Annotated in this window: 12 protein-coding genes; 8 read left to right on the top strand and 4 right to left on the bottom strand. The window is 63.7% G+C overall.

The window, feature by feature from the left end:
• The first annotated feature begins 12 nt into the window (after positions 1 to 12).
• The 6 genes from ACOOFN_RS02705 (at position 13) to ACOOFN_RS02680 (ending at position 6,992) form a co-directional block, all read left to right on the top strand.
• The gene (locus tag ACOOFN_RS02705) at positions 13 to 1,053 is read left to right on the top strand and encodes a rod shape-determining protein (protein ID WP_420433428.1); all 1,041 of its coding nucleotides are present in this window, start codon (positions 13 to 15) and stop codon (positions 1,051 to 1,053) included.
• A gap of 30 nt (positions 1,054 to 1,083) precedes the next feature.
• Entirely contained in the window at positions 1,084 to 2,025 is a 942-nt protein-coding gene (gene mreC, locus ACOOFN_RS02700; protein WP_420433426.1) for a rod shape-determining protein MreC, read from the top strand.
• A gap of 8 nt (positions 2,026 to 2,033) precedes the next feature.
• Complete coding sequence (gene mreD, locus ACOOFN_RS02695; RefSeq protein WP_420433424.1) at positions 2,034 to 2,537, top strand: rod shape-determining protein MreD; 504 nt, start codon at positions 2,034 to 2,036, stop codon at positions 2,535 to 2,537.
• Between the two features lie 4 nt (positions 2,538 to 2,541).
• Positions 2,542 to 4,401, top strand: coding sequence for a penicillin-binding protein 2 (gene mrdA / locus ACOOFN_RS02690; protein WP_420433422.1), 1,860 nt, complete (start codon positions 2,542 to 2,544; stop codon positions 4,399 to 4,401).
• Positions 4,401 to 5,546 (top strand): rod shape-determining protein RodA, encoded by a 1,146-nt coding sequence (rodA, locus tag ACOOFN_RS02685; protein ID WP_420433420.1) that lies wholly within the window; start codon positions 4,401 to 4,403, stop codon positions 5,544 to 5,546. Before mrdA ends, rodA begins: the two co-directional genes overlap by 1 nt.
• 93 nt (positions 5,547 to 5,639) lie before the next feature.
• The gene (locus tag ACOOFN_RS02680; RefSeq protein WP_420433418.1) at positions 5,640 to 6,992 is read left to right on the top strand and encodes a sodium-dependent transporter; all 1,353 of its coding nucleotides are present in this window, start codon (positions 5,640 to 5,642) and stop codon (positions 6,990 to 6,992) included.
• Here the strand turns inward: ACOOFN_RS02680 and pip are convergent.
• Positions 6,989 to 7,969 carry a prolyl aminopeptidase gene (pip, locus tag ACOOFN_RS02675; RefSeq protein WP_420433416.1) on the bottom strand — a complete coding sequence of 327 codons (981 nt, stop codon included), beginning with the start codon at positions 7,967 to 7,969 and terminating at the stop codon, positions 6,989 to 6,991. The two genes, ACOOFN_RS02680 and pip, sit on opposite strands and share 4 nt — an antisense overlap.
• 120 nt (positions 7,970 to 8,089) lie before the next feature.
• Between pip and ACOOFN_RS02670 the strand changes: the two genes are divergently transcribed.
• Both ACOOFN_RS02670 and ACOOFN_RS02665 read left to right on the top strand, forming a co-directional pair.
• Complete coding sequence (locus ACOOFN_RS02670) at positions 8,090 to 8,713, top strand: hypothetical protein (protein WP_420433414.1); 624 nt, start codon at positions 8,090 to 8,092, stop codon at positions 8,711 to 8,713.
• Positions 8,664 to 9,320, top strand: a complete 657-nt coding sequence (locus ACOOFN_RS02665; protein ID WP_420433412.1) for a class I SAM-dependent methyltransferase — start codon at positions 8,664 to 8,666, stop codon at positions 9,318 to 9,320. The genes ACOOFN_RS02670 and ACOOFN_RS02665 overlap by 50 nt, the downstream gene beginning before the upstream one ends.
• Here the strand turns inward: ACOOFN_RS02665 and ACOOFN_RS02660 are convergent.
• The 3 genes from ACOOFN_RS02660 to ACOOFN_RS02650 are packed head-to-tail and all read right to left on the bottom strand — an operon-like array spanning position 9,289 to position 12,382.
• Positions 9,289 to 10,374: a hypothetical protein gene (locus tag ACOOFN_RS02660; RefSeq protein ID WP_420433410.1), complete on the bottom strand. Its 1,086-nt coding sequence runs from the start codon at positions 10,372 to 10,374 to the stop codon at positions 9,289 to 9,291. The genes ACOOFN_RS02665 and ACOOFN_RS02660 overlap by 32 nt on opposite strands.
• Positions 10,371 to 11,087 carry a methyltransferase domain-containing protein gene (locus tag ACOOFN_RS02655; protein WP_420433408.1) on the bottom strand — a complete coding sequence of 239 codons (717 nt, stop codon included), beginning with the start codon at positions 11,085 to 11,087 and terminating at the stop codon, positions 10,371 to 10,373. Before ACOOFN_RS02655 ends, ACOOFN_RS02660 begins: the two co-directional genes overlap by 4 nt.
• On the bottom strand, positions 11,081 to 12,382 hold the full coding sequence (locus ACOOFN_RS02650) for a glycosyltransferase family 4 protein (protein WP_420433406.1): 1,302 nt from the start codon (positions 12,380 to 12,382) through the stop codon (positions 11,081 to 11,083). The genes ACOOFN_RS02655 and ACOOFN_RS02650 overlap by 7 nt, the downstream gene beginning before the upstream one ends.
• Positions 12,383 to 12,460: the final 78 nt, after the last annotated feature.

Below are 12,460 nucleotides of genomic sequence, written 5' to 3'. Positions count from 1 at the left end.
CAACGCGCGCTCATGTTCAACAGTGTCTTCGGACTCCTATCGGCCGACATCGCCATCGACCTCGGAACGGCCAATACGCTGGTCTATGTCAAAGGCCGCGGCGTCGTTTTGAACGAACCGTCGGTCGTCGCCTACAAGATCGAAAAAGGGCGCAAGCACGTCCAGGCTGTCGGCGCCGAGGCAAAGATGATGCTGGGCAAGACGCCGGGCAATGTCGAGGCAATCCGGCCGATGCGCGACGGCGTGATTGCCGACTTTGACGTCGCCGAAGAAATGATCCGCTATTTCGTGCGCAAGGTTCACAACCGGCAGAGCTTCGTGTCGCCGCAGGTGGTGATCTGCGTGCCGTCGGGTGCCACGGCAGTCGAGCGCCGCGCGATTCACGAATCTGCCCGCCTTGCCGGCGCCCGCAAGGTCTATCTGATCGACGAACCGATGGCGGCGGCCGTCGGCGCCGGTCTGCCGATCGACGAGCCGACCGGGTCGATGATCGTCGATATTGGGGGTGGCACCACCGAAGTGGCCGTGATGTCGTTGTCGGGCATCGTCTATTCCCGGTCCGTCCGCGTTGGCGGCGACAAGATGGACGAAGCCATCATCAACTATATCCGCCGCTCCGCGAACCTCCTGATCGGCGAGACTTCGGCTGAACGGATCAAGAAGGAAATCGGCTCCGCCATGCCGCCGCCGAAAGGCGAGGGGCTGTCGCTCGAGATCAAGGGCCGCGACCTGATGAATGGCGTTCCGCGGGAGATCGCGGTGACCGAGGCGATGATTGCCGACGCGCTGTCCGAGCCGGTCGAGCAGATTGTCGAAGCCGTCAAGCAGGCGTTGGAAGCGACGCCGCCGGAACTGGCCGCCGACATCGTCGACAAGGGTATCGTTCTGACGGGCGGTGGCGCGTTGTTGCGCAATCTGGATACCGAACTGCGTGAGCGCACCGGCTTGCCTGTCAGCCTCGCAGACGAGCCGCTGTCCTGCGTCGTCATGGGATGCGGCAAGGCGGTAGAAAACCTTAGGACTTGGCGGCCTATCCTGTCCGAGGCAGTCTAATCCTCGAACTTTTCACAAAGGAGTATCGCCTTGGCGATCGGCGGATCCTCCAGGCGAAATGACGACGGCGATGTCCGCTTTTCGCGGACATTGACGGTCGCGCTCTTTATCCTGACCGTCATTCTGATCGCTTTCGACCGGCCGCAATCGCGTCCGCCGGTTCTGGCCGCAATCCGGTCCACCGTCACCGATCTTTCTGCGCCATTGCTGGATCTGGCGGCCGCGCCGGTCCGGGGCATCAGCAATATCGGTCCGTATTGGCGCCACCAGGCCCGCCTCGCGGACGAGAACGCCGAATTGCGCCGGCGGCTCGACGAGACCCGCTACTGGCGCGATCTTGCCATGCAGTTGCGCGATCAGCTCGAGCTTTACGAACAGGCCCTGAATGTCGACACGCCCGCAACCAGCGCGCGGGTCGGTGCCTGGACGCTGGGCGATACGGATGGCCCCTTTGTTCAGTCCCGCTTGATCGGTGCAGGGGCCCGGCGCGGCGTCGAGGACGGTGATCCCGTGCTCAACGTCTACGGCATGATCGGCCGGGTCGTGGAGACCGGTGAGGTCTCGTCGCGGGTCCTCATGCTGACGGATCTCAACAGCCGGATTCCTGTGATGGCCGACCGGTCGAACGCCCGTGCAGTCCTGATCGGAGACAACTCGCCTTTTCCGAGGCTGGAATTTCTCGCACGCGATGCCGATCTGGAAGACGGCGACCGCATCGTGACCTCCGGCGATGACGGCGGCATGCCGCGTGGTCTGCCGATCGGCCTGGCACAGCGCGACCGGCAGGGCCGCTGGCGCGTCCGCCTGTTTTCCGACCAGGCGCCGATCGACTTCGTCTGGGTCTTCCCATACGAGCCCGTCGGAGCGCCGGAAATTCCCTTGCCGAGCATTCCGGAAGAAAATGAGGTCGGTCCTGAAGCGGCCGGATCGGCAGGCGAGGAAGAAAGCCAGACTGTGGAGGCCGGGCAATGAGGCCGTCCATGGAGTCGCGGCCGCCCTACGGGTTGATGATCTGGGCGGTGATCAGCCTGATGCTGTCGCTGGCCTTCTACGCCGCCCCGTTGCGGATCGCCGGCGGCCCCGACCTGATGCCGATGCTGCCGCTGATCACCCTGTTTATCTGGTCGACCATCCGGCCGCGCTTCATTCCGCCGATCGTGATCTTCATCATCGGCATATTGCAGGACGTACTGTCCGGCGGCGTGATGGGCGTCTGGGCGCTGGCATACCTGGTTTCCATGACGATCACGCGGAACCGCGACGAGGACGGCCCAACACGCGAGATCGGCCCGGTCTGGATCCGATTCCTGGTGACCCTGGTGATCGCCGTTCCGGTCGCCTGGGCGGCCGGCAGCTTTGCCATCGGACAGATGGCACCGGTGCGGCCGCTCTTGATCGAGTCGGTCGCATCTGGCCTGATGTTTCCACTGATAGCCCTCTTGTTCATTCGCCGCCGCAATCTGCGCGGCGCATTCGGGTCGTGACGCGATGAAATCCGATCGCCAGGAACAGCAGCTCAAATTTACCCGGCGTGCCTTGATGATGGGCGCAGGCGGTGCCTTTTCCTTCGCGGCGCTTGGCGCGCGGCTGCACCAGTTGCAGGTGGTCGAGACCGAGCGTTACCGACTGCTGTCCGAAGACAACCAGTTCAATTTCCTGCTGACTCCGCCGTCGCGCGGCCGAATTCTCGACCGTTTCGGCGTGCCCGTCGCCGACAATCGCGACAGTTATCGGGTTGTCATGATCCCCGAACAGGCTGGTGATGTCGAAGCCGCCCTCGACCGTTTGGGACAGATCATCGAGATCACGCCTGCACAGCGTGAGCGCATCCTCACCAATATCCGCCGGTCGGTCAGCTTCCGCCCGGTGACCATTCGCGACGATCTCGACTGGCGCAGCTTTGCCGCCATCAATCTGCACTCTCCCGACCTGCCTGGCATCATTCCGGAAGTCGTCGAGGTCCGTAATTATCCCAATGGCACCGCGTTCGCTCACATTCTCGGCTATGTGCAGCCGGCGCCTGAATCCGAAGCCGGCAATGATCCGCTCCTGCGCCATCCCGGTTTTAGGGTCGGCCGCACCGGCGTCGAGCGCGCCCGCGAGGACACGCTGCGCGGCGAGCGCGGTTCGCTCAAGGTCGAAGTCAATGCGTTCGGTCGGGTGATCCGCGAACTGCCGGACCAGTCGATACCGGCCACACCGGGCGAGGATGTTTCGCTGACCATCGATGCGGACGTGCAGCGCTTTGCGCATGAGCGGCTCGAAGGCGAAAGCGCGGCGGCCGTCGCCATGGATGTCGAGAACGGGGACTTGCTGGCGCTCGTTTCCACACCCGGCTTCGACCCCAACGCGTTCGTGACCGGCATTTCCCAGGCCGATTTCAACGCTTTGAACCAGAACCAGTACCGGCCGCTCTACAACAAGGCCCTGCAAGGCACCTATCCGCCGGCCTCGACCTTCAAGGCCGTGGTCGCGCTCGCCGCGCTCGACGCCGGCATCGTGCGGCCGAGCGATCGCTTCACCTGTACTGGCAGCATCCCGTTTGGAGACCGCGAGTTTCACTGCTGGCGCCGCCAGGGGCATGGCCGCGTCAATCTCCGCGACGCGGTGAAAACGTCTTGCGACGTCTATTTCTACGAGATCGCGCAGAGGCTCGGCATAGAGCGTATTGCCGAAGCCGCGCGTCGCTTCGGCCTCGGCAGCGCGCCGGACATCGGCTTGGCGGGCGTGTCGCGCGGCATCGTGCCGGACCCGCAATGGAAACTCTCGCGCTATGGCCAGCCCTGGACGCAGGGTGAAACACTGATTACGGCCATCGGGCAGGGCTTCATGCTGACCTCGCCCTTGCAGATGGCGCTTATGACCGCACGGCTGGCCTCCGGCCGGTCGGTTTCGCCTCGGCTCTATCGCGACCAGCCGATCGATCGCGGCGAACCCTTGTCAGTCAATGCCGACAATCTAGCGCTGGTACGCGACGGGTTGCGTGCCGTGGTGCACGAGCCCGGCGGCACCTCTCACTACTCGCTGGGCGGACTCGGAATTCCGGGTGTCGAGATGGCCGGCAAGACCGGTACCGCACAGGTCTATTCGATCTCTACCGAAGAACGTGAAGCGGGCGTCCGGACACAGGACGAGCTGCCCTGGCGGCTGCGCGATCACGGCATGTTCGTCTGTTATGCGCCGGCCGACCGCCCGCGCTACGCCGTGGCGACCGTTGTCGAGCATGGCGGTGGCGGATCACGCGCGGCGGCCCGCCCGGCGCGCGACATCCTGCGCCTGTTGATCGAGCGCGACCCGGCCGCTGCCGGTCCCTTTGTATCGATGGATAGCGGACGGGAGCCGACCTGATGGCTGTCTTCCGCGAAACCGTCCCTCGCACCTTTCAGGAAAAGCTGTTCGAGCTGAACTGGAGCGTGGTGTTGCTCCTGCTTTTGCTCGGCGGTGTCGGTGTGGCGATGCTGTATTCGGCGGCGGAAGGACAGTGGGATCCCTGGGCCAGCCGCCATTTTGCGCGTTTCAGCGTCGGTATCGCGGTGATGCTGGCCGTGGCCCTGTTCCCGCCGCGATTCTGGATGGGGATGGCCTATCCGATCTATTTCGGCGCGCTGGCGCTTCTCGTCGGCGTGGAAGTGGTCGGCGTCACGATCAATGGCGCCCAACGCTGGCTCGATCTCGGCCCGGTCCGGATGCAGCCATCCGAGATCATGAAAATCGCGCAGGTTTTGGCGCTCGCGCGCTTTTATCACGATCTGCCGCCGGACAAGGTCAATTCGCCCTACGGACTGCTCGTGCCGGCCCTGCTGATAGGAGCGCCGGTGGCGCTCATCCTCAACCAGCCGGACCTCGGTACAGCCGTGCTCGTCGCCGTAACCGGCGGCGCGCTCGTCTTTCTCGCCGGTTTGAGCTGGCGCATCATTATTGGCGGAGCGATTGCAGCCGCGATTGCGATTCCTGCCTTCCTGCGGTTTGGCCTCGAGGACTATCAGAGACAGCGCATCCTGACTTTCCTCAATCCGGAAGCCGACCCGCAAGGTGCCGGCTATCACATCATTCAGTCCAAGATCGCGCTGGGGTCAGGCGGCCTGACCGGGCGCGGCTTTGTGGAAGGAACGCAGACGCAGCTGAACTTCCTGCCGGAAAAGCAGACCGATTTCATCTTCACCATTCTGGGGGAGGAATTCGGCCTTGTTGGCGGGCTCGCCGTGTTGGCGGTCTATGCGCTCGTTCTGGCCAATGCCGTGGCTATCGCCGCATCCTGCAAATCGGTATTCCTGCGGCTGACCGTGATGGGCATCGTCACCACGTTCGCGCTCTACATCTTCATCAATGTCGGCATGGTGACAGGCATGTTGCCCGTGGTCGGCGTACCGCTGCCGCTGATTTCCTATGGCGGCACGGTGATGATGGCCGTGCTTTTCGGTTTCGGGCTGATTCTCGGCGCGCACATTCACCGCAATGCCGATCCGCCGCGCGGTGCCGGCCTGTTCGGCTAACGGCTAGAGAATGTTGACCCTGATTGAAGGATGGGGAAGGCTCCGCGCCAACACGGGCGGGGGAGTCCGCCTGATAACATGGGGAGAATGAATATGGCTGGAGCTGTGGGTCACGCCCAGTGGTCTTCGCGATTTGCCTTTATCATGGCTGCGGTCGGTTCGGCCGTCGGTCTGGGTAATCTCTGGCGATTTCCGTTTCAGACGGGCGCCAATGGCGGATCTGCCTTTGTCATCATCTATATCGCCTGCGTGGCATTTATCGCGCTGCCGGTCCTGATGTCGGAATTCGCGATCGGCCGTCATGCGCAAAAATCCGCGGTCTCCTCGACCCGGAAAATGGCACAGGACGCCGGCCGGTCGGCGAACTGGTCCTTTGTCGGCTGGGTCTGCATGGCCGGTGGTTTCCTCGTTCTGACCACCTATTCCGTCATCGCCGGCCAGGTGATGGCTTTCTCAGCGGCCGGGTTTGCCGGCGGGTTCGGCCAGGAAAGCATGCCGTTTTCAGGCTCCAATTGGTGGGGTTTGGGCTGGCACGCCCTGTTCATGCTGATCACCGTTCTGATCGTCTCGCAGGGGCTCAAGGGCGGCATCGAACGCGTCGTTACCATTCTCATGCCGATTTTCTTCCTGACGCTCATCGGCCTGACCATCTACGCCGTCATCACCGGGCTGGAGAGCGGTGCGACCGGTGAGGCCTTTGCCTATCTGTTCCGCCCGGACTTCTCGCAGGTCGATGGCGGGACCTTTGTCTCCGCGCTGGGACAGGCCTTCTTCTCGGTTGGCGTCGCCTCGGCCATCATGATCACCTACGGCTCCTATCTGACGCGTGATACCAACATCGCCTCTTCCGGGATCATCATTTCCAGCGCCGACACGCTGGTGGCGCTGATCGCCGGCATGATGATCTTCCCGATCGTCTTCGCCTTCGGTGTCGACCCGGCCGCTGGCATGGGGCTGATTTTTGAAGCGCTTCCGAACGTGTTTGCCGGCATGCCGGGCGGCAATTTCATCGGCGGTGCCTTCTTCTTCCTCGCCTTCATTGCGGCGCTGACCTCCTCGATCTCATTGCTCGAGGCGACCGTCGCCTTCATCGACGAGCATTCCGATTTCGGGCGGCCGCAGATTGCCTGGTTGCTCGGCGGCTTCGCGTTCATGATCGGGGCAGGTGCCGTCTGGTCGTCGGATTTTGCCGGCCAGTTTGTCGACGTGCTGTCGGGCGAGATACTGCTGCCCTTCGGCGGCTTCCTGATCGCTGTCTTCGTCGGCTGGGTGGTTCCGAAGAAATTGCTCCGCGGGGAGATGCAACACGCCTCCAACGGCATGTTCGCCTTCTTCCATATCATGATGCGCTACATCGTGCCGTTCGCGGTCGGCATCGTGCTTCTGCTCGGCCTCGATGCACGCTTCACCGGCGGCTATCTCAACAGCCTGCTCGGCCTCGGCTAGCCGAAACGCTCGGCGACCTCGTCCGTGAACCGGACGAGGGCGTCGATCGTGCCGGGCTCGCCGGCGGAATGCCCGGAATCGGAGATCAGTTCGAGCCGGGCATTGCCGTTCCAGGCTTTCGCCAGCTCCCAGGCGCAGTGCGGCGGCGTGATCACATCATACCGCCCCTGCGCGATATATCCGGGAATGTGCGCAATACGGGACATGTTCTCCAGCAGCTGGTTGTCGCTCTCGAAGAAACCCTTGTTGACGAAGTAGTGGGTCTCGATCCGGGCAATCGCGTCGGCGCGTTCCGGATGCTTGGCCGCCGGCGGTTCCGACGTGGCGAACGAGATCAGCGAGGTCTCCCAGTCCGCCCAGGCGATCGCGTCATCGCGGCGTGCCCTGACATCGGACTGCATGAGCCGGTCATGATAGCTTTGCAGCACGTCATGGCGCTCCGCTTCCGTCAAGCGCGAGACCAGCTTGTCCCAGGCGTCGGGGAAAAGGCGGTTGGCGCCATCCCGGTAAAACCAGTCGAGCTCGGCCTGGGTGTTGAGAAAAATGCCCCTTAGGACCAGCGCAAGGGCGCGATCCGGATGGCTCTGGGCATAGGCCAGCGACAAGGTCGAGCCCCAGGAACCACCGAACACCACCCAGTTATCGATGCCCAGCTCGTTGCGGATCGCCTCGATATCGCCAACCAGATCCCACGTCGAATTGTTGTCCAGCGATGCATGGGGCCTGGAACGGCCGCAGCCGCGCTGGTCAAACAGCACGATCCGGTACTTCTCGGGATCAAAAAAACGACGCATCTGCGCGCTGGCACCGCCACCGGGTCCGCCATGCAGGGCGACGACGGGAAGCCCATCCTTGCGTCCGCATTCCTCGACATACAGGTCGTGCCCGTTTCCAACTTTAAGGCGAAACGTCCGGTAAGGTTCTATCGGAGGGTAGTATTCGCGACGGTTTTCACGCTTCTGCAATAGACAATCCACCCTGATTGGCCTTGCAAAACAAGGCTTTCTCGTCGCACAGTAGCAATGGGGCAAGTGCTGGCAATACGTTGTTGGCAAAACGGTTGCATAAAAGCCGTATCTGTTTGGGTTGGAGACGTGATGGTTCGTATCGGATTAATCTGTGCCTGCATGGCCGGGCTGTCTGCCTGCGTGGCGACGCCGATGGGATCCAGCGGATTTGTTTCCGGCGCTTCCAGTCTCCCGATGGCGCAACAATCGCTGCGCCGCGAGGCCGAAGCCTTCGACGAACATTTTCATGAAGCCGGCTGGGTCGCCGAGGAACACGGCGCGGCCGTACAGCGCCTGACGGGCATGCTGTTCACGGGTCGCCGCGACGAAGAGCGGCCGCATCGGATCGACGTCTATTATGCCGCAGCCGGATTGGAAGGCGCGGACAGCAGCACCATTCTGGAGCAGGCGCGGTCCGATCTGGCCGAGGCAGCGGCCATGGTCATTGCGCTGGTCGGCACCAGCGAAGACGTTCTCGCCGAGACCGGCCTTACCGAGTCGGCGCTGGGCGGCGACATTGCTGCATTGGAACGCGCCATCGGCGACACGCGCCAGGCGATCACGCTATTTCATGCGGTGGCCGGGACGCTGGAAATCGATGACAGTCTATTTGCGGAGATCGGCACACTCGAACTCGCGGCCGGCCGCTTGAGCGAAGCAGCCGATGCGCTGGCCGCACGCCGCCGCGCCCTTCGCGACACCGCCGCCAGCTAGGCCATTGACCGACCCACAGTCGATCAAGGGGTTTCTCGATCCCGAGGAAGGTACTGCACTCGCCCGATATGCGGTTGCAACGGCCCACCTTGGCCCATTTCTCGAAATCGGCGGTTATTGCGGCAAGTCAGCGCTCTATCTCGGAACGGCGGCAAAAGAGGCGGGCACGCGCCTGTTTTCAATCGACCACCATCGCGGCTCGGAAGAACACCAGAAAGGCGAGGAGTATTTCGATCCCGACCTCTATGACGAGGTTGCCTGCGCCGTCGACACGCTGCCGTCTTTCCGCCGAAACGTCCTCGCCGCCGGGCTCGAGCCCTGGGTCATCGCCATGGTCGGCGGATCAGCGGACATTGCGCGCTACTGGTCGACGCCGCTCGGCTTCGTCTTCATTGATGGTGGGCATTCCATGCCGGCCGCACAGGCCGATTATGACGGTTGGGCGATGAAGATTGCGCCGGGGGGCATTCTCGCCATCCATGACGTGTTTCCAAATCCCGAGGATGGCGGTCGGCCACCCTATGAAATGTGGAAACAGGCCGTCGCGTCCGACGCGTTTGAGCCGGTCGAGCGGATCAGGACGCTTGAGGTGCTGCGCCGTCTCTAAGCCCGGAGTGCCGCGCGAGCGCGGTGACCAGCAGATCGCTTCCCGGAGCCAGCTGTTCAATGGCATCTGCGGCCAGGACAACGGCGGCGGATGTCCACGACGGGCGTTCTTGCGGCCACAGGATGCTTTCCTCGAACTGCCAGCCCATCCAGTAGCCGCCCGTGCGCGCCGAGAGCGGTTCCAGGTCGGTAATCAGCTTGCGCGCTTTGGCGGTCCAGCCGACGGCCCGGCAGGCAATTGCCAGCTCCGCGGTTTCCGCCGCCGTGACCCACGGCTCGTCAGCGACGCAGCGGCAGCCCAGCCCGTCAACGACATACCGCTTCCAGCCGGCCTCCAGCCGCAAACGCGATTCCTCGAGCGTGTGAACACCGCACAGGACCGGGTAGTACCAGTCCATCGCATAGCGGCGGCGGTCGGTGGTTTTCCGGTCGAAGCGCCAGTCCTTGTCGTGCAGCGCCTGCGCCAGCCGGCTGCGCGCCGCAGCCAGATCGCCGGTTTTCCCGCCCAGCAGGCGCTCGATCCGGATGGCGCACTCGAGACTCTTGTAAAGACAGGCATTGCCGGCGCGAAGGGAATCAACGCCATCGAGGCTTTCGCCAGCGTCCGGCTGTCGCCAGACAATATCGCCTTCGCTGGTCTGACAGGACAACACGGCGCTGATCGCACGCCGCACCGGCTCGCCAAAGCGCGTCAGCCAGTCCGGCCGGTCCAGTGCCAGCGCACAGCGCAACACCGAAACCGCTGCATAGCCGATGAAATTCGTGTCGCGCGCCGTCGCCGGGGCGTTGACGACGAGGTGCCGGTTGGTGTCGTCGAGTGGCACGCCTGCGCCCAGCTCGCCAATCCAGCCGCCATCCACTTCCTGCCGGTCAAACAGCGCTGTCAGGGCGCGTTCGCTAGCCGTCTCGCGGCCGGCGATCGCGAGCGCCATGGCACTCTCGCCATGATTCCACGGATCCCACAGGCCGCTCTCGATCCAGGGGATTGCGCCGTCGTCCTGTTGCAGCTTTTCGATACGGTCGGCCGCTGCCGCGATGTCGATCAGGGTGCTCATACCGGTTTCACGAAATACATGACGACACTCTTTCCCATCAATGGATTGAGCAGTGTCTCGAGGCCGCGTGTCAGCGCCGGCGCTTTCAGCAGGTCCCATTCGAGGAAGCGCCGGTAGGCGCGGACAAGCCCGTGCTCCTCGCGAATGTCCCATACCGCACATTGCAGCCACCAGTACGGGCTGTGCAGCGCATGCGCCCAATGATGGCCGGTCTGGCGCAATCCTGCGCGCCGCGCAGCCGCATGCAGCTGGTCGTGCCGGAAGATGCGGACGTGACCGCCCGGCGTGTTGCGGTAGCCGTGCGACAGCTTCCAGCAGATCCATTCCGGCCAGTAACGCGGCACGGAGAGCGCCACCTTTCCGCCGGGCTTTGTAATCCGGTCGATTTCGCGCAGCACCCCGTCCGGATCGCCGACATGCTCGAGAACTTCCGAACAGATCACGGCATCAAAGGCATCGTTGCGAAACGGCAGGCGATGGGCGTCGCCCGCCGTCAGCGTACCGGAACGCTGTTCGGACTGCGGCGGCGGGGGCAGATCAAAGAACCCGTTGGCCGTCGCCATCACGTCAGATTCCGACAGATCGAGCCCGGTGACATGCACCGGCCTGTCCTGCCAGTAGAGCGCATGCGTATGGCGGCCCCGCCCGCAGCCGAGATCTAGCACCCGGTCGCCTGGCGCCAGGTGCAGCCGGTCCAGATCGATCGTCAGCACGCGGCAATCGCCTTTTCATACAGCGCGCTTGCGGCAAGCGCATGGTTGCGCCAGCTGAACAGTTCGCGCGCGCGGATCGCGCCGGCATGGGACATGTCAGCGGCCAATTGCCGATCTGCAAGAACCGCCAGCAAGGCGTGCTCGAGCGCGGCGGCATTGCCGGCCGGGACGATCCGCCCGGCTTCGCCGACGACTTCGGGCAGCGCACCGCCATCGCTGGCAACGACCGGCGCCCCGCAGGCCATGGCCTCCGCCGCGGGAAAGCCGAAGCCTTCGAACCGGGCCGGGCAGGCCACCACGCTGGCCCGGCGATAAAGGTCGGCGATCGCCTCGCGGCTCACCCCCGAACGCATCGTCACGCGGTCAAGCAGTCCCGCTTCGGTGAGAAGCGACCTGGCCGCCCCGTCGCGAAGCTGGCCGATCAGTTCCAGTCGCACAGCCGGATCGCGCTTCGCCAGCGAGATGAAGGCGGTCATCAGAACGTCCAGACCTTTGATCGGCACATCGGCGCTGGCGGTCGCGGCAATCAGCCCGGTTTCGCGCGGCGTTCCGGCGTCCGGATGGAACACGTCGTGGTCAATGCCGTTGAACGCCACGACGGTTTTGTCAGGTGCCATCCCATAATGCGTCGCATGGCTGGCGCGTGCGGCATCGGAAACCGCCAGCAGATGAGGCAATTCCCTGACCGTGCGGGCCTGCATCGCTGTGAAACCGTACCAGCGCCGCGTCAGCCATTTGTCGATCCGCTTCCGGGCCCCCGCGACGGCGAATTCGCGATCGATCGCAACCGGGTGATGGATCGTTGCCACCACCGGTATGCGGCGATTGATCGTCAGAAACGGCGTGGCCAGTGTCTGGTTGTCGTGCACCACGTCAAATCTGTCGGCGTGGTCCGCCAGCCAGTCTTCGAGACGCTGGGCGAATGCTTTGAGCTCGCCAAAGGCACCCGTATTGTGCGCCAGCCATTCCGACCGATCGGCGCGGGAAAACAGGTGCTTCCAGCGCAGCGCCAGCAGTGCATTGTCTTCTTCGAACAGGTTGAGTGACGGAAACTCGATGGCTTCGACACCGTCCGGAATATCCGGATAGGGCGGTCCCGAGGCAATGGTCACCTTGTGCCCGAGATCGCGCAAACCGATCGCAAGCTCTCGCAGGTACACCCCCTGTCCGCCGACATGCGGATGCGAACGGTATCCGGTCAGCAAGACCCGTCGCCGGTGCAGGCTTCGCGTCTCGCCTTCCGGCGCGAGCATTGCATCCGGATTGCGTGAAATATCGGCGAGTGCGCGGTCCATGAACAGTGTTCACCTTTTTGATCCGCGGCGAACCTAGCGGCGCGGAACCGCACTGCAAAGCCGTGATTACAACAGGCT

Source organism: Hyphobacterium sp., from assembly GCF_965217055.1.
Taxonomy (GTDB): Bacteria; Pseudomonadota; Alphaproteobacteria; order Caulobacterales; family Maricaulaceae; genus Hyphobacterium.
The sequence above is the reverse complement of the archived record's forward strand: the minus strand, read 5'-3'. Positions and strand labels throughout refer to the sequence as shown.

Excerpts from the sequence above, each read along its gene's own strand:
- mreD (WP_420433424.1), top strand. The coding sequence starts at position 2,034 with ATGGAGTCGCGGCCGCCCTACGGGTTGATGATCTGGGCGGTGATCAGC.
- rodA (WP_420433420.1), top strand. The coding sequence starts at position 4,401 with ATGGCTGTCTTCCGCGAAACCGTCCCTCGCACCTTTCAGGAAAAGCTG.
- ACOOFN_RS02660 (WP_420433410.1), bottom strand. The coding sequence starts at position 10,374 with ATGAGCACCCTGATCGACATCGCGGCAGCGGCCGACCGTATCGAAAAG.
- ACOOFN_RS02705 (WP_420433428.1), top strand. The coding sequence starts at position 13 with ATGTTCAACAGTGTCTTCGGACTCCTATCGGCCGACATCGCCATCGAC.
- ACOOFN_RS02650 (WP_420433406.1), bottom strand. The coding sequence starts at position 12,382 with ATGGACCGCGCACTCGCCGATATTTCACGCAATCCGGATGCAATGCTC.
- ACOOFN_RS02670 (WP_420433414.1), top strand. The coding sequence starts at position 8,090 with ATGGTTCGTATCGGATTAATCTGTGCCTGCATGGCCGGGCTGTCTGCC.
- ACOOFN_RS02680 (WP_420433418.1), top strand. The coding sequence starts at position 5,640 with ATGGCTGGAGCTGTGGGTCACGCCCAGTGGTCTTCGCGATTTGCCTTT.
- ACOOFN_RS02665 (WP_420433412.1), top strand. The coding sequence starts at position 8,664 with ATGCGCTGGCCGCACGCCGCCGCGCCCTTCGCGACACCGCCGCCAGCT.
- mrdA (WP_420433422.1), top strand. The coding sequence starts at position 2,542 with ATGAAATCCGATCGCCAGGAACAGCAGCTCAAATTTACCCGGCGTGCC.